The organism is Pseudomonas sp. GW822-FHT02E03 (assembly GCF_058802325.1).
This window is the reverse complement of the sequence record NZ_JBXAOA010000007.1, coordinates 192,564-214,699: the sequence shown is the minus strand read 5'-3', so window position 1 is coordinate 214,699 and position 22,136 is coordinate 192,564. Positions and strand designations below refer to the sequence as shown.

Annotated in this window: 16 protein-coding genes; 6 read left to right on the top strand and 10 right to left on the bottom strand. The window is 57.9% G+C overall.

The genetic code is table 11. From position 1 onward, the window contains the following. Positions 1–224 precede the first annotated feature (224 nt). Positions 225–1,889 carry an energy-dependent translational throttle protein EttA gene (gene ettA, locus AC1RQB_RS08470; protein WP_008072328.1) on the bottom strand — a complete coding sequence of 555 codons (1,665 nt, stop codon included), beginning with the start codon at positions 1,887–1,889 and terminating at the stop codon, positions 225–227. Between the two features lie 282 nt (positions 1,890–2,171). Between ettA and AC1RQB_RS08465 the strand changes: the two genes are divergently transcribed. Together AC1RQB_RS08465 and glyA are read left to right on the top strand one after the other, a co-directional pair. Beyond that, positions 2,172–6,020, top strand: coding sequence for a bifunctional diguanylate cyclase/phosphodiesterase (locus AC1RQB_RS08465; RefSeq protein ID WP_063342472.1), 3,849 nt, complete (start codon positions 2,172–2,174; stop codon positions 6,018–6,020). 253 nt (positions 6,021–6,273) lie between these two features. Continuing rightward, on the top strand, positions 6,274–7,527 hold the full coding sequence (gene glyA / locus AC1RQB_RS08460) for a serine hydroxymethyltransferase (protein ID WP_007895259.1): 1,254 nt from the start codon (positions 6,274–6,276) through the stop codon (positions 7,525–7,527). 133 nt (positions 7,528–7,660) lie between these two features. On the opposite strand, the gene AC1RQB_RS08455 is transcribed toward glyA, so the two are convergent. Beyond that, a complete protein-coding gene (locus tag AC1RQB_RS08455) occupies positions 7,661–7,912 on the bottom strand; it encodes a hypothetical protein (RefSeq protein WP_063342471.1) in 252 nt (83 codons plus the stop codon). On the opposite strand from AC1RQB_RS08455, the gene AC1RQB_RS08450 reads away from it, so the two are divergent. Genes AC1RQB_RS08450 through AC1RQB_RS08440 form a run of 3 tightly spaced genes read left to right on the top strand, consistent with a single transcriptional unit; the run spans position 7,911 to position 10,731 of the window. Continuing rightward, positions 7,911–9,224 (top strand): C4-dicarboxylate transporter DctA, encoded by a 1,314-nt coding sequence (locus tag AC1RQB_RS08450; protein WP_063342470.1) that lies wholly within the window; start codon positions 7,911–7,913, stop codon positions 9,222–9,224. The genes AC1RQB_RS08455 and AC1RQB_RS08450 overlap by 2 nt on opposite strands. 53 nt (positions 9,225–9,277) lie before the next feature. Next, positions 9,278–9,982, top strand: coding sequence for a FadR/GntR family transcriptional regulator (locus AC1RQB_RS08445; RefSeq protein ID WP_008072332.1), 705 nt, complete (start codon positions 9,278–9,280; stop codon positions 9,980–9,982). 26 nt (positions 9,983–10,008) lie between these two features. Further along, a complete protein-coding gene (locus AC1RQB_RS08440) occupies positions 10,009–10,731 on the top strand; it encodes a GntR family transcriptional regulator (RefSeq protein ID WP_081235271.1) in 723 nt (240 codons plus the stop codon). On the opposite strand, the gene lanM is transcribed toward AC1RQB_RS08440, so the two are convergent. The 5 genes from lanM to AC1RQB_RS08415 form a co-directional block, all read right to left on the bottom strand. Continuing rightward, complete coding sequence (lanM, locus tag AC1RQB_RS08435) at positions 10,637–13,774, bottom strand: type 2 lanthipeptide synthetase LanM (protein ID WP_063342468.1); 3,138 nt, start codon at positions 13,772–13,774, stop codon at positions 10,637–10,639. The two genes, AC1RQB_RS08440 and lanM, sit on opposite strands and share 95 nt — an antisense overlap. Before the next feature lie 58 nt (positions 13,775–13,832). Beyond that, positions 13,833–13,982: a hypothetical protein gene (locus AC1RQB_RS08430; protein WP_198537204.1), complete on the bottom strand. Its 150-nt coding sequence runs from the start codon at positions 13,980–13,982 to the stop codon at positions 13,833–13,835. A 305-nt stretch (positions 13,983–14,287) separates the two neighbouring features. Then, the gene (gene yjiA / locus AC1RQB_RS08425; protein WP_063342467.1) at positions 14,288–15,259 is read right to left on the bottom strand and encodes a GTPase; all 972 of its coding nucleotides are present in this window, start codon (positions 15,257–15,259) and stop codon (positions 14,288–14,290) included. Positions 15,260–15,420: 161 nt separating this feature from the next. Next, complete coding sequence (locus AC1RQB_RS08420) at positions 15,421–15,618, bottom strand: YbdD/YjiX family protein (RefSeq protein ID WP_007895266.1); 198 nt, start codon at positions 15,616–15,618, stop codon at positions 15,421–15,423. Between the two features lie 14 nt (positions 15,619–15,632). Then, the gene (locus tag AC1RQB_RS08415) at positions 15,633–17,699 is read right to left on the bottom strand and encodes a carbon starvation CstA family protein (protein WP_063342466.1); all 2,067 of its coding nucleotides are present in this window, start codon (positions 17,697–17,699) and stop codon (positions 15,633–15,635) included. 158 nt (positions 17,700–17,857) lie between these two features. Between AC1RQB_RS08415 and AC1RQB_RS08410 the strand changes: the two genes are divergently transcribed. Beyond that, positions 17,858–18,226, top strand: a complete 369-nt coding sequence (locus AC1RQB_RS08410) for a PilZ domain-containing protein (protein WP_063342465.1) — start codon at positions 17,858–17,860, stop codon at positions 18,224–18,226. A 130-nt stretch (positions 18,227–18,356) separates the two neighbouring features. On the opposite strand, the gene radA is transcribed toward AC1RQB_RS08410, so the two are convergent. The 3 genes from radA to katB are packed head-to-tail and all read right to left on the bottom strand — an operon-like array spanning position 18,357 to position 21,923. After that, a complete protein-coding gene (gene radA / locus AC1RQB_RS08405; RefSeq protein WP_007937264.1) occupies positions 18,357–19,724 on the bottom strand; it encodes a DNA repair protein RadA in 1,368 nt (455 codons plus the stop codon). 45 nt (positions 19,725–19,769) lie between these two features. Beyond that, complete coding sequence (locus AC1RQB_RS08400; RefSeq protein WP_063342464.1) at positions 19,770–20,324, bottom strand: ankyrin repeat domain-containing protein; 555 nt, start codon at positions 20,322–20,324, stop codon at positions 19,770–19,772. A 57-nt stretch (positions 20,325–20,381) separates the two neighbouring features. Continuing rightward, the gene (katB, locus tag AC1RQB_RS08395) at positions 20,382–21,923 is read right to left on the bottom strand and encodes a catalase KatB (protein ID WP_008069984.1); all 1,542 of its coding nucleotides are present in this window, start codon (positions 21,921–21,923) and stop codon (positions 20,382–20,384) included. Between the last annotated feature and the right edge of the window lie 213 nt (positions 21,924–22,136).

Below are 22,136 nucleotides of genomic sequence, written 5' to 3'. Positions count from 1 at the left end.
ACCTGTAAACGATGTCTCCGGTTTAAAACGTAAAGGATGTCTCCGGTTTCTACCCGAGCAAGCCCGCTCCCACAGGGGATCTCGAGCGTTCTCAAAATCCGAACCTGAAGCAGATCCCTGTGGGAGCGAGGCTTGCCCGCGATGGACGCGACTCGGTCTTGCTGAATACCCATAAAAAAACGGAGCCCCGAAGGCTCCGTTTTTTTTATCCAACCAACCTGAAATCAGGCCAGTTTCTTGTGCCGTACGCGGTGAGGCTGGGAAGCCGCTTCGCCGAGGCGTTTCTTGCGATCGGCTTCGTACTCGGTGTAGTTGCCTTCGAAGAACACCGCTTGCGAGTCGTCTTCGTACGCCAGGATGTGAGTCGCGACGCGGTCAAGGAACCACCGATCGTGAGAGATCACAATGGCGGCGCCCGGGAAGTCCAGCAAGGCCTCTTCCAGGGAACGCAGGGTTTCAACGTCGAGGTCGTTGGACGGTTCGTCGAGCAGCAGGACGTTGCCACCCTCTTTCAGGGTCAGGGCCAGGTGCAAGCGACCACGCTCACCACCGGACAGGTCCTTGACGAACTTCTGCTGATCGCCGCCCTTGAAGTTGAAGCGACCAACGTAGGTGCGCGACGGGATTTCGTAGTTGCCGATGCGAATCTGATCGGAACCATCGGAGATCTGCTGGAACACAGTCTTGCTGCCATCCAGGTCTTCACGGCTCTGATCGACGCACGCCAATTGCACGGTTTCGCCGACTTCGATGCTGCCCGAATCCGGTGTTTCCTTGCCCATCAGCATGCGGAACAGGGTCGATTTACCGGCACCGTTACCGCCGATCACGCCAACGATGGCGCCTTTAGGCATGGAGAACGACAGGTTGTCGATCAACACGCGATCGCCGTAGCCCTTGCTGACGTTCTTGAACTCGATAACCTTGTCGCCCAGGCGCGGACCGGCCGGAATGTAGATCTCGTTGGTTTCGCTGCGCTTCTGGAATTCCTGCGATTGCATTTCTTCGAAGCGTTGCAGACGAGCCTTGGATTTGGACTGGCGGGCCTTGGCGCCTTTGCGCACCCACTCCAGTTCTTCCTTCATGGCCTTTTCGTGAGCCGATTGCTGCTTGGATTCGGCCGCCAGACGATCGGACTTGGCTTCGAGCCAACCCGAATAGTTGCCCTCGTACGGGATACCGGCGCCGCGGTCGAGCTCGAGGATCCAGCCGGCGACGTTGTCCAGGAAGTAACGGTCGTGCGTGATCGCAACCACGGTGCCCGGGAAATCGTGCAGGAAGTGCTCCAGCCAGGCGACGGAATCGGCGTCCAGGTGGTTGGTCGGTTCATCGAGCAGCAGCATGTCGGGGGCGGACAGCAGCAGGCGGCACAGGGCCACACGACGCTTTTCACCACCGGACAGGACTTCGACCTTGGCATCCCACGCCGGCAGACGCAGCGCATCGGCGGCGACTTCCAGTTGGCGATCCAGGTTGTGACCGTCGCTGGCTTGCAGGATGGCTTCAAGCTTGGCCTGTTCTGCCGCCAGTTTGTCGAAATCTGCATCCGGTTCAGCGTAGGCCGCGTAAACCTCGTCCAGGCGCGCCTGAGCGTCCTTGATCACGCTGACCGCTTCCTCGACCACTTCACGCACGGTTTTGGTCGGGTCCAGAATCGGTTCTTGCGGCAGGTAGCCAATATTCAGGTCCGGCATCGGACGGGCTTCACCGTCGAACTCTTTATCGACGCCCGCCATGATTTTCAGCAGCGTGGACTTACCCGAACCGTTGAGACCGAGTACGCCGATCTTGGCGCCAGGGAAGAACGACAGCGAAATGTTTTTCAGGATTTCCCGCTTCGGCGGAACAACTTTGCCCAGCCGATGCATGGTGAAGACGTATTGAGCCATGGAGAACCTTGGGTCAGTGACTGATGAATGATTGGAGCGCAGGCGATGCCCGGCCAGGCCATGCGCGTCGTTCGTTTGATGGGTATCAAAGCGTGCGCGCTGAAAAAACCTCTAGGAGCTGGAACGCTCCCGCGTAACCGGCAAAGCTACCTTATTGATAGAAGGCAGTCCAGCCGAGCGGGGGCTGGCACTTCGCCACAACTCAAGGCATGCTAGCCGCCCTTCGGGCGTCCGGCTTATAGTGCACGTCGCGCCAGTCCAGCCAAACCGCAGGATTACAGTTTGTCTAATGTCTCTCCGCCATCGTCCGTGAGCGCACTCAATCCTGCGACCGGCTCGCCCCTGCGCGGAACCTTGAAGGGCGCGCTGGCAACCCTCGTGCTGTTGCTGCTCGCACTGCTGTTCTGGCAGCTGCTGGATCAGCTTCGTGAAACCCAGAAAAACCAGCGCCAATACACCATCGACTACTCCGCCGATCTGGCTGCGCAAGTCAGCCTCAACATGGCGCTCAATGCCCAGATCGCCCTCAACCTGCTACCGATCATCGAACAACCACAAAGTCCCGACGAACAGCAGGCATTGCTGCGCAAACTGCAGAAATCGCTGCCCGACCTGCGCAGCCTGGCTCTGCTCAGTCCCTCCGGCAAAATCCTCAGCGACAGTGCCGCCGACAGCCCGGACGCCCATTACCTGAGCGAACTGGTTCAACGCAGCCGCGCCCAGGCCCACTATTTCAGTAATGCCGACGACGGCTCAGTGGTGCATCTGCTCCTGCATCAGGCCAGCGGCAGCAGCCGCGGTTATTGGGCCCTGCGTCTGACACCGACGTTTTTCTCCTCATTGACCAAACAGGGCGACGCCGGCATCCGCCCCCTGTGGCTGGTGGAAAACCGTATCAATCATCAGATCATCAGCCGCGATGACACCCAACCCTCGGCCAAGCCGGCCGTGCTGACAGCCGACGAACTGGCCAACAGCGTGTTGACAGTCCCTCTGAGCAGCAGCGACTGGCAATTGCGCGGGCTGTTCGACCGCCAACGGGTGCTCGAACAACTGCTGCCGGCGTTCATCGGCAAATGCCTGCTGGGCCTGGCCTTTTCGCTGTTACCGTTCATCGCTCTGCTGAGCATTCGTCGCCGTCAACGCCTGTTGCATGAAGGCCGCCGACGCTATCAGGACATTTTCGAAGGTACCGGCGTTGCGCTGTGCGTGCTCGACCTGTCCGGGCTCAAAAGTATCTTCGACAGGGCTCAACTCAACAGCAGCGAACAGTTGAAGGCCTGGCTCCAGACACCGGAGCAACGCCAGCAACTGCTGCAGGAACTGCGCATCACCGAGGTCAACCAGGTTGCCCTGCAATTGCTCAACGTCAATTCCTGCGATCAAGCCTGGAAACTGCTGATCAACGGCTGCCCATTGGACTGCACGGCCATCGGCAATCAAGTGCTCGAAGCGGTGCTCCAGCAGCAGAAACAGCTTGAACTGGAAATCAAACTTCAGGACGCCAATGGCCGCGACCAGCATTTGTGGCTGGTACTGCGTCTGCCGGAAGATCAGGCCGACTACAAAGCGGTGATCCTGAGCATCAGCGACATCACCAGTCGCAAGCTCATCGAATTGTCGCTGCTGGAGCGTGAAGGGTTCTGGTCCGACGTGGTGCGCACCGTGCCGGATCATCTGTATGTACAGGATGTAATCAGCCAGCGGATGATCTTCAGCAACCATCACCTGGGGCAAACGCTGGGTTACAACCGCACCGAACTGCACCAGATGGGCGAGTACTTCTGGGAAATCCTGTTGCACCCCGAAGATGCCGATTACTACCACCGATCACGCCAGTCCCAACGTCACGCGGGTTACACCCAACTGATGCAATGCCAGCTGCGTTTCCGCCATCGCGATGGCAAATGGCGGCGTTTCGACATTCGCGAACAGGCCCTGGCGCGGGACAAACACAATCAGGTCACGCGCATCATCGGCGTGGCCAAGGACATCACCGAGCAGATCGAAGCCAGTGAGTCCCTGCGCGACAGCGAGCAGCGTTACCGGATGCTCGCCGAAAGCATCAGCGACGTGATTTTCTCCACCGACAGCAAGATGGCGCTCAATTACGTCAGCCCCTCGGTGCAAGCCGTGCTGGGCTTCGACGCCGACTGGATATTCCAGAACGGCTGGCAATCGACCATCGCCAACCCGCAACAACTGACCGGCATCTACAGCCTGATGGACCGGGTCAGCAAAGCGCTGGATAAGCCCGAACAATTGGCGCTGCTGCGCAGTCAGGTACAGACCCAGCTGTTTCTGTTCGACTGCCTGCGGGCCGACGGACGCAAGATTCCCATCGAGCTGCGTCTGGTGCTGGTCTGGGACGAACATGGCGCCTTTGAAGGTGTGCTCGGGGTCGGCCGCGACATCAGCCAGCAACGTCGGGCCGAGAAGGACCTGCGCATGGCGGCCACGGTATTCGAGCACTCGACCTCGGCGATTTTGATCACCGACCCGGCGGGCTACATCGTCCAGGCCAACGAGGCTTTCAGTCGCGTCAGCGGCTATGCGGTGGCCCAGGTCCTCGACCAGTTGCCGAATATGCTCACCGTCGATGAGCAGCAGGAAGCCCATCTGCGCTATGTGCTCAAGCAATTGCATCAGCACAGCACCTGGGAAGGCGAAGTCTGGCTCAAACGACGCAATGGCGAGCATTACCCAGCCTGGGTCGGGATTACCGCGGTACTCGACGATGAAGGCGATCTGGCCAGCTACGTGTGTTTCTTCAGCGACATCAGCGAGCGCAAAGCCAGTGAACAACGGATTCACCGCCTCGCTTATTACGACGCCCTGACTCACCTGCCCAACCGCACGCTGTTCCAGGATCGCCTGCACACCGCGCTGCAATCGGCTGAACGGCAGAAGTCCTGGGTAGTGCTGATGTTCCTCGACCTGGACCGTTTCAAGCCGATCAACGACTCCCTCGGCCACGCCGCCGGCGACCGTATGCTCAAGGAAATGGCCACGCGCCTGCTTGGTTGCGTCGACGATGACGACACCGTGGCACGCATGGGTGGTGATGAGTTCACTTTGCTGCTGCAACCCCGGGTGAACCGGGAGATCGCGCTGAACCGGGCGATTCACGTGGCCGAACAGATCCTCGCCAGCCTGGTGAAACCGTTCGTGCTGGAAGGCCGCGAGTTCTTTGTCACCGCCAGTATCGGCATCGCCCTGAGCCCTCAGGACGGCAGCGAACTCAGTCAGTTGATGAAGAACGCCGACACGGCGATGTACCACGCCAAGGAGCGCGGCAAGAACAACTTCCAGTTCTATCAGGCCGACATGAACGCCAGCGCCCTGGAGCGTCTGGAGCTGGAAAGCGACTTGCGCCATGCCCTGGAGCAAAATGAATTCGTGCTGTACTACCAGCCGCAATTCAGCGGCGACGGCAAACGCCTGACCGGTGCCGAAGCCCTGCTGCGCTGGCGTCACCCACGACGTGGCCTGGTACCGCCGGGGGATTTCATTCCGGTGCTCGAAGAGCTCGGGCTGGTGGTGGACGTCGGCGACTGGGTGATCAGCGAAGCCTGCCGTCAACTCAAGACCTGGCATCAAACCAAGGTGCGGGTGCCGAAGGTTTCGGTGAACATTTCGGCCCGGCAGTTCTCCGACGGGCAGCTCGGCACCCGGATCGCCACCATCCTCAAGGAAACCGGCCTGCCGCCGGCGTGCCTGGAGCTGGAGTTGACTGAAAGTATTCTGATGCGCGAAGTCAGCGAAGCGATGCACATCCTCGCCGGGTTGAAAAACCTTGGCCTGAGCATTGCAGTCGACGACTTCGGCACCGGTTATTCATCGCTCAACTACCTCAAGCAATTCCCGATCGACGTGCTGAAAATCGACCGCACCTTCGTCGATGGCCTGCCCTCGGGTGAACAGGACGCGCAAATTGCCCGGGCGATCATCGCCATGGCCCACAGCCTCAATCTGGCGGTGATCGCCGAAGGCGTGGAAACCCACGAGCAGCTCGACTTCCTGCGTGAGCATGGTTGCGATGAGGTTCAGGGGTATCTGTTTGGGCGGCCGATGCCGGCGAGTCGGTTTGAGGCGCAGTTCAGTAACGATGCGTTGTTCATGTTTGACTGACTGATCGTTCCCACGCTCAGCGTGGGAATGCAGCCCGTGACGCTCCGCGTCACATGCCGAAGCGGACGCAGAGCGTCCAATGAGGCATTCCCACGCAGAGCGTGGGAACGATCACCTGACTCTGGCCAGCCCAGACACCGCAAATCCTGCGCATGAACACCACTTGTCTGCGACATGATGTCCTTTCATATGCCATCTAAAAGCGGTTGGGTTAGAATGCCCCCCTTTTCTGCCCCGATCCTTGAGGACCGCCATGTTCAGCCGTGATTTGACTATTGCCAAGTACGACGCCGACCTTTTTGCCGCCATGGAGCAAGAAGCTCAGCGCCAGGAAGAACACATCGAGCTGATCGCTTCGGAAAACTACACCAGCCCTGCGGTGATGGAAGCTCAAGGCTCGGTACTGACCAACAAGTACGCCGAAGGTTATCCGGGCAAGCGCTACTACGGTGGTTGCGAGTTCGTCGACGTCGTTGAGCAACTGGCCATCGACCGCGCCAAAGAACTGTTCGGCGCCGATTACGCCAACGTTCAGCCACACGCCGGTTCCCAAGCCAACAGCGCCGTTTACCTGGCCCTGCTGCAAGCGGGCGACACCATCCTGGGCATGAGCCTGGCCCACGGCGGTCACCTGACCCACGGTGCCAGCGTTTCGTCCTCCGGCAAACTGTACAACGCTGTTCAGTACGGTATCGATGCCAACGGCCTGATCGACTACGACGAAGTCGAGCGTCTGGCGGTTGAGCACAAGCCAAAAATGATCGTGGCCGGTTTCTCTGCCTACTCGCAGATCCTCGACTTCCCGCGCTTCCGCGAAATCGCTGACAAGGTCGGTGCCTACCTGTTCGTCGACATGGCTCACGTGGCCGGTCTGGTCGCCGCTGGCGTCTACCCGAACCCGGTTCCATTCGCTGACGTCGTGACCACCACCACCCACAAGACCCTGCGCGGTCCACGTGGCGGCCTGATCCTGGCTCGCGCCAACGCCGACATCGAGAAGAAACTGAACTCCGCCGTATTCCCGGGCGCCCAGGGTGGCCCGCTGGAGCACGTGATCGCTGCCAAGGCGATCTGCTTCAAGGAAGCGCTGCAACCTGAGTTCAAGGCCTACCAGCAACAAGTGGTGAAAAACGCCCAGGCCATGGCCGGCGTGTTCATCGAGCGCGGTTTCGACGTGGTGTCGGGCGGTACTCAGAACCACCTGTTCCTGCTGTCGCTGATCAAGCAGGAAATCTCCGGTAAAGACGCCGACGCCGCACTGGGCAAAGCGTTCATCACCGTGAACAAGAACTCGGTACCGAACGATCCACGCTCCCCGTTCGTCACCTCCGGTCTGCGTTTCGGTACACCGGCAGTGACCACTCGCGGCTTCAAGGAAGCAGAGTGCAAAGAGCTGGCCGGCTGGATCTGCGACATCCTGGCAGATCTTTCCAACGAAGCGGTGATCGACGCCGTTCGTGAGAAGGTCAAGGCTATCTGCAAAAAGCTGCCGGTGTACGGCGCTTAATTGCCCCGCTGAACTGCAGCAATGAAAAAACCGGCCAGTGATGGCCGGTTTTTTTTCGTCTGCCATAAAGATCAAAAGATCAAAGGATCGCAGCCTTCGGCAGCTCCTACAGAGGTTGTGTACATTCGTGAAATCATGGGTGTACGCGGTTTTGGTAGGAGCTGCCGAAGGCTGCGATCTTTTGATCTTGATCGGCATCTCCTACGCGGCTTTGGCCACTGGTCAGACCGGTCATGCCAATTTTTCGATTCCCACTTGTAATCCTGAAAAAATCCAGCGTAGACTGCGCCTGCACTGGACATACCGGTAAGACCACAATAATTAAGTCCTGAATCTGATGCGCATCGCGCACGGCAGCCAGGACACCGACCAGGATTCCTCTCATGCTCAGATGGTGCTCGCGCTCAATCTTCCTTCAAGTGGTTCTCGGACTGGTGCTCGGCATCGTCTGCGGGCTGACCCTTCCCGAATACTCCGCCCAACTCAAACCTCTCGGCGACGGTTTCATCAAACTGATCAAGATGCTCATTGGTCTGATCGTGTTCTGCGTGGTGGTCAGCGGCATCAGCGGTGCCGGTGACCTGAAGAAGGTCGGACGCATCGGCCTCAAATCGGTGATCTACTTCGAAATACTGACCACCATCGCCTTGGTGATCGGCCTGGTGTTCGCCTTCACGACTGGCATCGGTAGCGGTGCGAACATTCATCTGGAGCAACTCTCCGCCGCCGACATGGGCGACATCGCCCAGCGCGGTCAGCACATGCAAACCACCTCCCAGTTCCTGATGAACCTGATCCCGACCTCGGTAATCGGCGCCTTCGCGGAAAACAACATTCTGCAAGTCCTGCTGTTTTCGGTGCTGTTCGGCAGCGCGCTGAACCTGGTGGGCGAAGCAGCGTCGGGTATTTCCCGGCTGATTAATGAGCTGAGCCACGTGATCTTCCGCATCATGGGCATGATCGTGCGTCTGGCGCCGATCGGCGTGTTCGGCGCCATCGCTTTCACCACCAGTAAATATGGCCTGGATTCGCTGCAGCACCTGGGCAGCCTGGTCGGTCTTTTCTACATGACCTGTGTAGCGTTCGTGGCATTGATTCTCGGCCTGGTGATGCGCCTTTCGGGCCTGAAGATGTGGCCGTTGCTCAAATACCTGCGTGAAGAATTGCTGATCGTCATGGGCACCGCTTCTTCCGACGCCGTGCTGCCACAAATCATGCGCAAGCTTGAGCATCTGGGCATCGGCAGCTCCACGGTCGGGCTGGTGATTCCGACCGGGTACTCGTTCAACCTGGATGGTTTTTCGATCTACCTGACCCTGGCCATTGTGTTCATCGCCAATGCCACCGGCACGCCGCTGGCCATGACTGACCTGCTGACGATTCTGCTGGTGTCGCTGATCACCTCCAAAGGTGCCCACGGGATTCCCGGCTCGGCGCTGGTGATTCTCGCCGCGACACTGACGGCCATTCCGGCGATTCCAGTGGTCGGGCTAGTGCTGGTATTGGCAGTGGACTGGTTCATGGGCATCGGCCGGGCGCTGACCAACCTGATCGGCAACTGCGTCGCCACGGTGGCCATCGCCCGTTGGGAAAAGGACATCGATATCCAGCGAGCGAACAAAGTGCTTTCCGGTCAGGTGGGTTATACCTTCCAGCCCAGGAAACCGGTGGTCCCGGCGCATCAGCAGGAATTTTAAACTACGTGTGCCTGCCCAAGGTCAGGCACATTTATCACGACTTGGAGCGAACAGTGATTACCTCGTCAACCGTTGTAAATTCGGTGGTAGAAAAACTTCGGGCCGCCCTGGCCCGCGGTCAGTGGCGCTCCGGCGAGATGCTGCCGGGCCAGCGTGAACTGGCCGAACAACTGGGCATTAGCCGCCCGAGCCTGCGCGAAGCGGTCATCGTGCTGGAAACCCTCGGGCTGGTGCGCTCCATGCCGGGCAAAGGCGTGGTGGTGCTGGAAGCCAATCTCAGCGACAGCCAAAGCCACGACAGCGCGGTGGCCGGGGCCAGCCTGGAAGACGTGCTGCAACTGCGCTACACCCTCGAACCCTTCATCGTCGGCCTGGTTGCACAATCCATCAGCAGCAAGGAAGTCGGCCAACTGCGCCTGACCCTGATGGACATGCGCGAAGCCCTGGAGGCCAACGACAGCGAAGCCGGGGTCAGCGCCTACATCGCGTTCCACGAAGAACTGTTCACCCTGACCTCGAACCCGATCTTCCAGAGCGTTGTGCAGCAGACCAGCAACGCCCTCAAGCAAAGCGCCGAGGTGCTACGCAATTCGCCAGAGCATCTGGCTGAACGCCTTGAAGAAAACGAAGCCGTGGTGCGGGCCATTCGCAGCAAAAACAGCGCCCAAGCCAGCGCCGAGATGCGTCGGCACATCCTGCGCGAAGGCCAGCGGATGGGCATCGAATTGAACATTCCGGATGACCACCTCGGCAGTTGACCCCCTCTTCGAACTGGAGACAGGCCATGAACAGCTTCGCCTCACCGCCGCACAACCGCGAGACACTCACGGCCCTGCCCTTCGCCCGCTCCCGTTGCGAGAAGCCCTCGGTGGATGACGTCTACCCGCGAGTCTTCGATGCCATTCTTGAGCAGCGCATCGTCCCGGCCAGCCGCTTCACCGAAGAAAGCCTGGGGCAAATGCTGGGTGTGAGCCGCAGCATCATTCGCCAAGTGCTGGCGAAGTTGTCTCAGCAGCAGGTCATTGTCCTGCGCCCCAATCATCGGCCCCGGGTAGCCGCGCCAGACATCGAGCAAACCCGCCAAACCCTTCATGCCCGGCGCCTGACCGAGATCACGCTGGTGCAACTGGCCTGTCAGCGGCCTCAAGCAGAAGATCTGAAACGCCTGCGTGAGCTGATCGCACAGCAGCGCCGATGCATGGAGCGCGGTGAGCGCGGCCCGGCAATTCGACTGTCTGGAGAATTCCATCTACAACTGGCCGAGATGGCCGGCAATGCACCGCTGGCGCATTTCCTCGGCAGCCTGGTCCCCGTGACATTGCTGGCCATTGCTCGACATGAAGTACCCACGCCCGGTTATAGCGAATGGCATGAAAGCACACTGCTGGTGCAGGCTCTGGAGCGCGCAGACGTCACAGCAGCGGTTCGACTGATGACCCGGCAACTGGATCATCTTGAACAGGCGCTACTGATGCCGCGCCCTGAAACTCGAGCGATAGAACATTAGGTAACTGCGCATCCAGGGCATGCAGCAAGGCTTGCCCGACCCCGGCAATGCCCAGCATCATCCCCAGATCGGGAATGCTGTCTTTACCGATAAAGTCTTCATTGAAAAAGTTGTGCACAGCCTCGGAAAACGCCTGCAACACGCGGGCGACGCCCCGGTCGTTTGCGTCCCGACGGTACAGATCCAGCAAGCACACAAGATTCCCGAAATCACCGTGACAAAGGCTGTAACCGCTTCCCAGGCCATGCCCCCAGAGATTGTTTTCACAGGTTTTGATATCCGCTTCGACTGCCGTCCTTGCGTCGAGGCTCAAGACATTTGCCAGCGCTCTGCTCAGTTGCAACCGGGAGATCAAAATACCCGCGCCGCCATGACACCATTTGTTCATATAGCTTTGTCTGGAGCAATCACGCAGATCGAGCCAGAAGCCCTGGACGGTGAGACGATTTTCGGCCTCCAGCAACTGCGTAATCAACGGCACGAGCGATGAATCCCGAGTGACCTCGTACACCTTGGCCAGCGCATGGAGGATGCCGGACATCCCATGAGAGAACCCCGTCAGCAGCGGCACCCGAGTGTCATCGAGCACAAATTTGCCGTCTTCGTAGCTCAGTCGGGACTTGATCGCTTCGGTAAACGTTTTTATGAGGGGCAGTAACATCGCACGCTTCTCCAACAGGTAGAGATTCGCCAACATTGTCACCGTGCCGCACCAGCCATTGAGGAAGTCGTACTCGTCATCCGGGCGAGGAAAGTCGGCGAGCTTGAGCAGTAACCCGTCAATGGTTTGCTGGTGACTCTGCTGCCCTGTCACACGTTGGTAATTGACCAGCACGTACACATAGGATGCCAATCCGAAATAGGCGCTGACCGTCATGTCACTGTCAAAATGGCCATGGGACTTTGCCATCGAATGCAGGATCTCATCAGCCTTGTCCCAGTAATGTTCCTGGCCGCTGACTCTGAATAGACTCATGTAAAAGATCGCAAGCCCGCCCATGCCGTTGTACAAACTATTGCCCATTGCAGAAATGTATTTGCGCCGCGTTCGAGGATGAGTATTCAAGAACGTCCACCCGACATCTCCCTCCTCCCCCTTGATACGTAAGCGCTCGATTGCCCCGGCGATGCTCATGGCACCTTCAAGGTACTGCGGCGAGCTCATCCCCGGCGTTCCGTGATATCGATGTTTACGGTTCAGGGGCAAGGCGTCGTTGGAAACGGGAAACAGACACTCCAGAAGGATGTACTTCTGGAAGGCTTTATCGCTTGGCGAGAGTGATCTCAACTTGCGTCGGCAACTGTCAAAAGGGGTTTCGATCGCAAGTTGCGTCAACTCCACACCTGCAGCACCGACTATCCGGCTTGAACCGATAGACATGGTGAAACAAGGGATGTTGGCCTTCTGCAAATCGTTCAACTCGTACCGTGGAAGATGATGTCCAGTGAGCGTCTCGTTCAACTCTGCCCACAACGTTGCCAGCAGCACCTCACGCTGAATCATGCATTGCATGAAGCGCGGATGAAGGGACAGTTCGATGAAGTCGGCGTAACGCTGCGTATTTTTTATCAGGACACGGGTTTTCAGCTTACTGATGCGCACGGTGATCAGGTCCTGTACCGCGTCGATATGGTTCATGACGTGGTCGTAGGCATCTTCAAACCCTTGGAAGAACACGTGCTGGTAATCATCCACAGAACGCGGCTCACCCTTGAAAATCGGCAGGTGTCTGATCACAGGAACCTTGTCGACCTTGACCGTTTTCAAACGATAGAAACCTTGCTCACGAATCAGCTGCTTCTTTTTCGAAATGAACGTTCTCTGCCGAGTCAGCCCGCCGGTGTCATTGTCGGCGTCTGGCGAATAAGCGACAAAACCGCTCGAGAAGACGGACTGACTGTTGCGTTTGAGGGTTTTGAATAATGCACGGGTGTGTGGAAGGTTGATCTTCAGATCAACCATGGCCGCCGTGAACAGACACTCCAGGTCGATCATAACCGGGCTGCTGCCGCAGGCAATGATGTTTTCGTAGTGGAAGTCGATGCCGTTCAAGGCGTGAACGACCGCAATCTGTGCCCCCATCCGCCGGTAGAATAACGACAGGTCGGTCTCTGTCGCGCACGCCAGATTCTCGATTTTTTCGATCCAGCAGCGTCCCTCTCTGGCTACCGTTATCGGTGCATAGATGGCAAAGCCGTCATCGCCGGTCAGCTCATGAAGGCGCTTTAGCAGTGCATTGTAGAACGACGCCTCATGATTGCTCCGCGGCTTGTACACCAGCGATTGACTGCCGACCTGTACAGAGCAGACCGTTTCTCCGTCCGCATGCGGATCGCCCAACCCGAGGTTGATTGCGTCTATCCGTTTGCCAGGCAGGCTGAATGTACGTTGGAGTAGGTCAGCGTCGTCGGCAAAATGAAAAACGACCTTGTACAGGTACGCCACCGTGCTGTTGATCTGCTCGATCAAGAGACGTGTCAGAACCGGGTACGATTTCAAAACCGCGCCTGTTAACCCGGTTTTCAATCGCTGATTGAAGGTCTGAAGGTCCAGATCGGCATTTTCGAATATCCGCGTATTCAGCGCATGGACAAGAGACTTTTCCGATAATCGTTTGACGCCTGCGATGACGTAAGACTTGACACTCGCCAGCAAACTTTCAACATCCGCAAAGTTACACAACTCAATAAATCGCGAATCTTTTTCGAAGCATCTCTTGAAGTAGCAGTAAAAACCATAATAAAACCAGTAAAAACATTCTTGACCAGCATCGCCTACGTGCTCGTCCAGTACCAGCGACTCTATAATATCAATTTCGTGTTTCAAAGACACGAGCACCGGCGACTCTTGGCCACGCTCGACAGACCTGTTACTACTTTCAATTCGCTGAATCAATTGCTGCCGACCCAGACCAAAATAATGTAGAAGAGCGTTATCATTTGCATGCAGTTGCGCAATGGTCTTATGCAACAGGGCAACATCTATCGACACACCTGCGCCCGTTATTTCACGTTCTTGAAACGTCAGTACGTCAGCCAACATTTGATGACACCTATAACGGATATGGCGAGCCATCGACTCGCCATAGGTGACTGCCTGCTTAGCAGTCCAGAACGGTGCAGCCCAAGGTGCCGCACGATACAGTGGTCGCCATGACCTCTGCGCCCGCGATCTGGTTGTCGCCTGCTTTTACGTAGGCTTCAAATTCTGCATCGAACTCACCCGACAGATCCATGATTTGCTCTTTCATTTAACGCTCCATTCTCAACAAGTTAACGCCAGTATTGGCGCCTAAAAACTGTATCACCAAAATGAAACAAGGAAAGATTAGAAATCCAACCAAATGTAACTTTCACCCTCTTCCAACCCCGCCACTAAAAACCAAATCACAAACAACCATCCGATGCTTTAACACACACAGCAAACAATAAACCCAACACAGCAGTACTTATCCCGCAGGACACGCAAAAACATTAATTCTGAGTTTTAACAAGAAATCTTTAGTCGTCATTGCGACGACGCAAAAGAGTGCCCAATGCAATGGGCACTTAACTTTTATTCCGCCGCCACCCGCGCAAAACCCTCACGGATTTTCTCTTCCGGCAAATCATCGGCAATGAATACGATCACGCTTTCGCGTGTTTCGTCCTCGGCCCATTCCGTATCCCAGTCGAATCCGTACAGCTTCAAGACACCCTGAAACACCATGCGCCGCGGTTCGCCAAGAATGTTCAAAACACCTTTGTAGCGCAGCAATTGCTTGCCGTGGTCTTCCAGCAGTTCGTTCATGAACTCACTGAGTTTGTCGATATCCAGCGGCTTGTCGGTGCGCAGCACCAGGCTGGAAATGCGATCGATGGAGGGCGCCTTGCTCACTGGACGCAGACTCATTCCACCGCCGAGATCGGCATTGAGGTTGAAGCCGCGCACGTCGAGCAGTTCGGCCAGATCAATCTTGCCGTGGTCGACCACGCGGATTGGCGCGCGACGGTTGATGCGGGTCAGACGCTCGCTGAGGGCGGTGAAGGTCGGCTCGTCCACCAGATCCCGTTTGCTCACCAGCAAGCGGTCGGCAAAGCCGATCTGTGCCTGGGCAATGGTCTGGGTCAGGTGCAGGTCGGCGTGGGCCGCGTCCACCAGGGTTATGATGCCGTCGAGGATGTAGCGCTCACGCAGTTCTTCGTCAATGAAGAAGGTTTGCGCCACCGGGGCTGGGTCGGCCAGACCGGTGCATTCGATTACCAGACGATCGAAGGCGATTTCGCCGCTGTCCAGGCGTTCGAGCAGCAGGTACAGCGCTTTGGTCAAATCGGTGTGGATGGTGCAGCAGACGCAGCCGTTGGACAGCGTCATCACTTGCACCGGCTCGTCTCCCAACAGTTGGGTGTCGATACCGGCGTCACTGAATTCGTTTTCGATCACGGCGATTTTCAGGCCGTGCTCGGCTTTGAGCAGATGGCGCAAGAGCGTGGTTTTTCCCGCGCCGAGAAAGCCACTGAGGATTGTTACTGGAATGGGAGAGGACAAACGGGTTCTCCTGTTTCACAAAGTTAAGAAACAACACAAAACAAATGTGGGAGCGGGCTTGCTCGCGAAGAGGTCGTGTCAGTCGACATTAATGTTGAATGACACACCGCGTTCGCGAGCAAGCCCGCTCCCACAGGGATTGCATCAGCCAGGCTGTTGCATCAACAGCACTTCGGCCCACCCTTGCCACCGTAACGGGCTTCCTGACGTTCGCGAAAGAACATCTCGTAGCTCATCACCGGTTTGTCCGGGTGTTTGGTTTGCATATGCTCGACGTAGTTGTCGTAGTCGGGCATGCCGACCATCAGGCGCGCAGCCTGACCGAGGTATTTACCGAGGCGACTCAGGTCATTGAACATGGTGCAATCCTCGATTACGCGTCCGGCTGAGCCTGGAACGGTGATTCTTTATCCGAACGTTCTTTTTTACCCCAGGCAGCAATGCCGACCTTGAGTGCAAAGAACAGGATGCTGAACACCACGAGCAAAAACAGCACGGTCAGCGTTGCGTTGGTATAGGCGTTATAGATTACATGCTGCATCTGCTCGATGCTCTTGGCCGGGGCCAGAATCTGGCCGTTAGCCAACGCATCGCTGTATTTTTTCGCCAACGCCAGGAAGCCGATTGCCGGGTTGGCGTCGAACAGCTTGATGAAGCCTGCGGTGGTGGTGCAGATCAGCAACCACACGGCGGGCAACATGGTGACCCAGATGTAGCGTTGGCGCTTCATTTTGATCAGCACAACGGTCGCCAGCATCAGCGCGATACCCGCCAGCATCTGGTTGGAGATGCCGAACAGTGGCCACAAGGTGTTGATCCCGCCCAGCGGGTCGATCACGCCTTGATACAGCAGGTAACCCCACATCGCCACGCAACCGGCGGTTGCGATCAGGTTGGCAGTCCAGGACTCGGTGCGTTTGAGCGCAGGCACGAAGGAGCCGAGCAAATCCTGCAACATGAAGCGCCCGGCACGAGTGCCGGCATCCACCGCAGTCAGGATGAACAACGCTTCGAACAGGATCGCGAAGTGGTACCAGAACGCCATGGTGTTTTCACCGGGCAGTACACTGTGCAGGATCTGCGCGATACCGACCGCCAGGGTCGGCGCACCACCGGCACGCGCCAGGATAGTGGTTTCACCGATGTCCTTGGCCACCGCTTGCAGGGCTTCCGGAGTGATCGCAAAGCCCCAGTTGCTGACCGCTTGCGCCACCGCCACCACATCACCGCCGACCACGGCCGCTGGGCTGTTCATCGCGAAGTACACGCCTGGCTCGATCACCGAAGCGGCCACCATCGCCATGATGGCCACGAAGGACTCCATCAGCATGCCGCCGTAACCGATGTAACGGGCGTTAACCTCATTATCCAGCAGTTTCGGCGTGGTGCCGGAGGAGATCAACGCGTGGAAACCGGACACCGCGCCACAGGCAATGGTGATGAACAGGAACGGGAACAGACCGCCCTTCCACACCGGCCCGGTGCCGTCGATGAACTGGGTCAATGCCGGCATTTTCAGCTCGGGCATGGTGATCAGAATGCCGATCGCCAACGCGACGATGGTGCCGATTTTGAGGAAGGTCGACAGGTAGTCACGCGGCGCCAGGATCAGCCATACCGGCAACACTGCCGCCACAAAACCATAACCGATCAGCATCCAGGTGATCTGGACTCCGGTAAAGCTGAATGCCTTGGCCCAGACCGGGTCAGCGGCAATCTGCCCGCCCAGCCAGATCGAACCCAACAGCAACGCCACGCCGATCACCGAGATTTCACCGATGCGACCCGGGCGGATGTAGCGCATGTAAATGCCCATGAACATCGCGATCGGGATGGTCGCCATCACGGTGAAAATACCCCATGGGCTTTCGGCCAGGGCCTTGACCACGATCAGCGCCAGCACCGCTAGGATGATGATCATGATCAGGAAGCAGCCAAACAGCGCGATGGTCCCGGGGATGCGGCCCATTTCTTCACGGACCATGTCGCCCAGGGAACGGCCGTTGCGGCGGGTGGACATGAACAAGACCATGAAGTCCTGAACCGCACCCGCCAGCACCACGCCGGCAATCAGCCACAGCGTACCGGGCAGGTAGCCCATCTGCGCCGCCAAGACCGGACCGACCAGCGGCCCTGCGCCAGCGATGGCTGCAAAGTGGTGACCGAAAAGGATGTGTTTGTTGGTCGGCACATAGTCCAGACCGTCATTGTTGAGCACGGCAGGTGTAGCCCGACGCGGATCGAGTTGCATCACATTGTTAGCGATGAACAGGCTGTAGTAGCGGTACGCGACCAGATAAATGGCCACGGCGGCGACCACAATCCACAAGGCGTTGATCGCCTCGCCTCGGCGCAATGCCACTACGCCCAGGGCGCACGCTCCCAGGATTGCCAGCAGCAGCCAGGGTAAGTGGCGTAGCAGGCTATTATTATTTTTCATTTTATGATTCCAGCCAGAGTGGACAAGAAAGACAGCCATCCGGAGTTTAGCGCTACTGACGGCAAAGGCCATACCCCGACATTGATCCAGAGCCTGTCTTTGCTGGCAGGCTTTAACAATGCGGGTCTATAGTCAGCGGACATTCAGAGGATTGCGCCATGAGTGACCACCCTGCTGATCGCCGCCGCTTCAAACGTTTTGCGTTCGATGCCCGAACCGAGCTGAGCCAAGGGGAATTCATCTGGCCGGTGAAGTTGATCGACCTGTCGCTCAAGGGGTTATTGATCGAGAAACCCGAGCCTTGGCTGGGGAATCCAGACTGGCATTTCCTGGTTGATATTCATCTTAACGAAGACGTAGAGATCAAGATGGATTTGATGTTGACCCACGATGACCATGGTCAGCTCGGCTTCGTCTGCAAACACATCAGCCTGGAATCGATTGAACGACTGCGGCGGTTGATTGAGTTCAATCTGGGAGATCCGCAAGAGCTTGAGCGTGAGCTGGGCGCTCTGATCGAAGTTTGACGGCCCGACGCTGATCCAATGTGGGAGCGGGCTTGCTCGCGAAGGCGGTGTAACAGCCAACATTGATGTTGGCTGTGATGGCCTCTTCGCGAGCAAGCCCGCTCCCACAGGTTTTGTATCGATCTGAAAGTTACTCGAACAACGCGTCGAGGGCCTGCTCCAGGCGCGTCACGGCAATAATCTGCAATCCCGGCGGCGCCTCTTTCGGCGCGTTGCCCTTGGGCACGATGGCGCGCTTGAAGCCGTGCTTGGCGGCCTCTTTCAAGCGTTCCTGACCACTTGGCACCGGGCGCACTTCACCCGACAACCCGACTTCGCCGAACACCAGCAGATCATGGGGTAGCGGCCGGTTGCGCAAACTGGACATGACCGCTGCCATCAGGGCCAAGTCAGATGCTGTTTCCAGCACCTTCACCCCGCCGACCACGTTGAGGAACACGTCCTGATCGTGAGTCGGGATGCCGCCGTGGCGGTGCAAAACCGCCAACAACATGGCCAAGCGATTCTGATCCAGACCGAGCGTCACCCGACGGGGGTTGGCCAGATGGCTGTCGTCCACCAACGCCTGGACTTCCACCAGCATCGGCCGGGTGCCTTCCCACGTTGCCATGACCACGCTACCCGGGACTTCTTCCTGGGCCCGGGTCAGAAAAATCGCCGAGGGGTTGGAGACTTCCTTCAGGCCTTTGTCGGTCATGCCGAACACGCCCAATTCGTTGACCGCGCCGAAACGGTTTTTCACCGCCCGCAGCAGACGCAAGCGCCCATCGGATTCGCCTTCGAAATACAGAACGGTGTCGACCATGTGCTCCAGCACTCGGGGACCGGCCAGCGCGCCTTCTTTGGTGACATGGCCCACGAGGAAAATCGCCGTGCCGCTTTGTTTGGCGTAACGCACCAGCAACGCCGCACTTTCGCGCACCTGGGAAACGCCCCCCGGCGCCGATTGCAGTTGCTCGGTGAAAATCGTCTGGATCGAGTCGATCACCATCACCTTGGGCTTTTCCTGCCGGGCCGTGGCGATGATGGTTTCGATGCAGGTTTCGGTCATCACCCGCAGCTGATCCTGAGGCAAGCCCAGTCGCCTGGCGCGCATGGCCACTTGTTGCTGGGACTCTTCGCCGGTGACATACAGTGCCGGCATGCTCTTGGCGAGGTTGCACAAGGTTTGCAACAAAATGGTCGACTTGCCGATACCCGGATCACCACCGATCAACACCACCGAGCCATCCACCAGGCCGCCGCCCAAAACGCGATCCAGCTCGCTGGACGCCGTGGAGAAACGCGGAATCTCTTCGACGCTGACTTCGGCCAGGGTTTTGATCTGCGCCTGCTGGCCGGTCCAACCGGTGCGCCCGCTGGGGGCTGCGGCGCCACCACTCTCGACCATGGTTTCGGTCAGCGTGTTCCAGGCCCCGCATTCGCCGCACTGGCCGGCCCACTTGGGGAAGGTTGAGCCACACTCGGTGCAGCCGTACATGCGCTTGGCCTTGGCCATCTGAACTCCCGGCAAAAACCGCGATGATAGCTCAGCTCACGCGGATCAGCGCGGCGCCGCCGTACGGATTTCACCGCTGGCCAGACGCGCGGCGCTGTTGCCCAGCGGATCTTCGGCGTTCATGTCCGCCCCTTTGGCCTTGAGGGCGTCCAGCAACTCGACGCGCTTGAACAACCCGGCGTACATCGCGGCAGTCTGTCCCGCGCCGTTGCGTTGGTCGGGGTTGCAATTGGCAGCCAGCAGGGTTCGAGCGATCTGCACTTCGCCTTTGAAAATCGCGCCCATCAACGCCGTGTTACCGCGTTGATCCTGGGCGCAGGCGTCCGCCCCGGCAGCGAGCAAACGTTCCACCGCAGCACTCTGGCCGTGATACGCGGCCAGAATCAGTGCCGTGTACCCTTTGCTGTCGCGGGTATCGAGGGAATAGCCGGCTTCGATGAAAGTATCCAGCTTGGGCAGATCCCCCCGTCGAGCGGCATCGAAATAGTAATCCTGTAATTGGGCTTTCAGCGCCTCGGGGCTCTTCGAGACTTGCGTCTCGGGCCCGGCGAGCACACCGAACGACACGCACACCAGAAACACCGACAGATAAAAACGCATGGCAACGCTCCTTGATCAGACGGGACCTCGCATGAGGCCCCGCTTCAGGCAGATGGATCAGTCGACCAGTTTGGCCGCCAGCGCCTTGACCCGAGCCAGATCACCCTTGGCTACTTTGGCCACCCCGGTCCCGTATTCCGGGTCGGCCTTGTACAGGAAGGACAGGATGATGTGCTTGCTCTCGTCATCGGTAGTGGCCAGTGAGCCACCGAAGCTGTCGATCAGGTCCTGACGTTCCTTCTGGTTGAACGAGCGATACAGATCGCCGGCCTGCTTGAAGTTCTGTTCGCGCTGAATCTTCACCTGTTGCGTGCTGCCCGACAGAACCGACTGGCTGTAACGCGCGGTTGGCGGCTCTTCACGAGACAGCAGGCGACTTGGCTGGTAATTTACGCCGGTGCTGCTGGCGCCGATGTTCATTGCGCCATCCTGATTACCGTTGTTCACGGCGACTTTGGGTGCATTGATCGGCAACTGCAGAGCGTTGGCCCCCAGGCGATACAGTTGAGTATCGGCATACGAGAACACTCGCCCTTGCAATAAGCGATCTTCCGAAGGTTCGATACCCGGAACTAAATTGGCCGGGGCCATGGCCACTTGTTCAGTTTCCTGGAAAACATTCGCTGGATTACGGTTCAACACCATTTGTCCAACTTTTCGTTCCGGCACACCAGGCCAGATCTTGGTCGCGTCCAATGGATCGAAATCAAACTTGGACAAGTCTTGCGGATTTAGAACCTGGATGTACAAGTCCCATTTAGGAAAGTTGCCCTTGTTAATATTGGCGACCAAGTCGTTAGTCATATGACTGTAGTCTTGACCTTGAACACCTGTCACTTCTTTAGGGTCGAGATTCTTTAACCCCTGCAAACTTTTCCAGTGGAATTTTACATAGTGCACATCGCCTTTGGCGTTCACTAACTTGTAGGCATGTACACCGTTACCGTCCATCTCCCGATAACTGGCCGGCGTACCGGAGTTGGAATACAACTCGGTCAGGGTACGAGTGGCTTCTGGAACATGGGAGAAAAAGTCGAAACGACGGGAATCGTCGTCAAGGTTGGTGCGCGGATCCGGCTTGAAGGCGTGGACCATGTCTGGAAACTTGATCGCGTCACGGATGAAGAAGGTCGGAAAATTGTTGCCGACCAGGTCCCAGTTGCCGTCTGCGGTGTAGAACTTGGTGGCGAACCCCCGCGGATCACGCAAGGTTTCCGGCGAATGGTTGCCATGGACCACAGCGGAGAAACGCACAAATACCGGCGTGCTCTGGCCGCCGGCGAATACCTTGGCCTTGGTCAGGTCACTGAGGTCGTCGGTTACGGTGAACGTGCCATGGGCGCCAGTGCCACGGGCATGCACCACGCGTTCGGGAATGCGTTCACGGTCAAAACGCTGGAGTTTCTGGATCAGTTGCACGTCTTGCAGCAGCACCGGCCCGGTCGCGCCGGCGGTTTGCGAGTTCTGGTTGTCGCCGACGGCGGCACCGTTATCGCGGGTCAAGGTCGCGGCATTGACGGAGAAGGACAGCAGGCTGGCGGTCAGAACGCCAAGGGTACGAGGGAAGGGAAAAGCCCCGAGGCCAAGGGGAGTTGTCATGGAAGTTTCCTCTGATTTTATAAGGCGCATCCAGGTGCGCCCCACAGAGGCTAGTGACCCAAAGGCCAAAACATAAATAGAAATCCCGCACCGAACCGATAGCGAAAAGGTTCTGGAATACCCGGTCTAGAGCGGTTAGTCGCGCGCGAATGGTGGCACTTTGTAAACTAATTGCCGGAAGATGTGTCGATAAGAGCGAGCATTGTGAGGCGG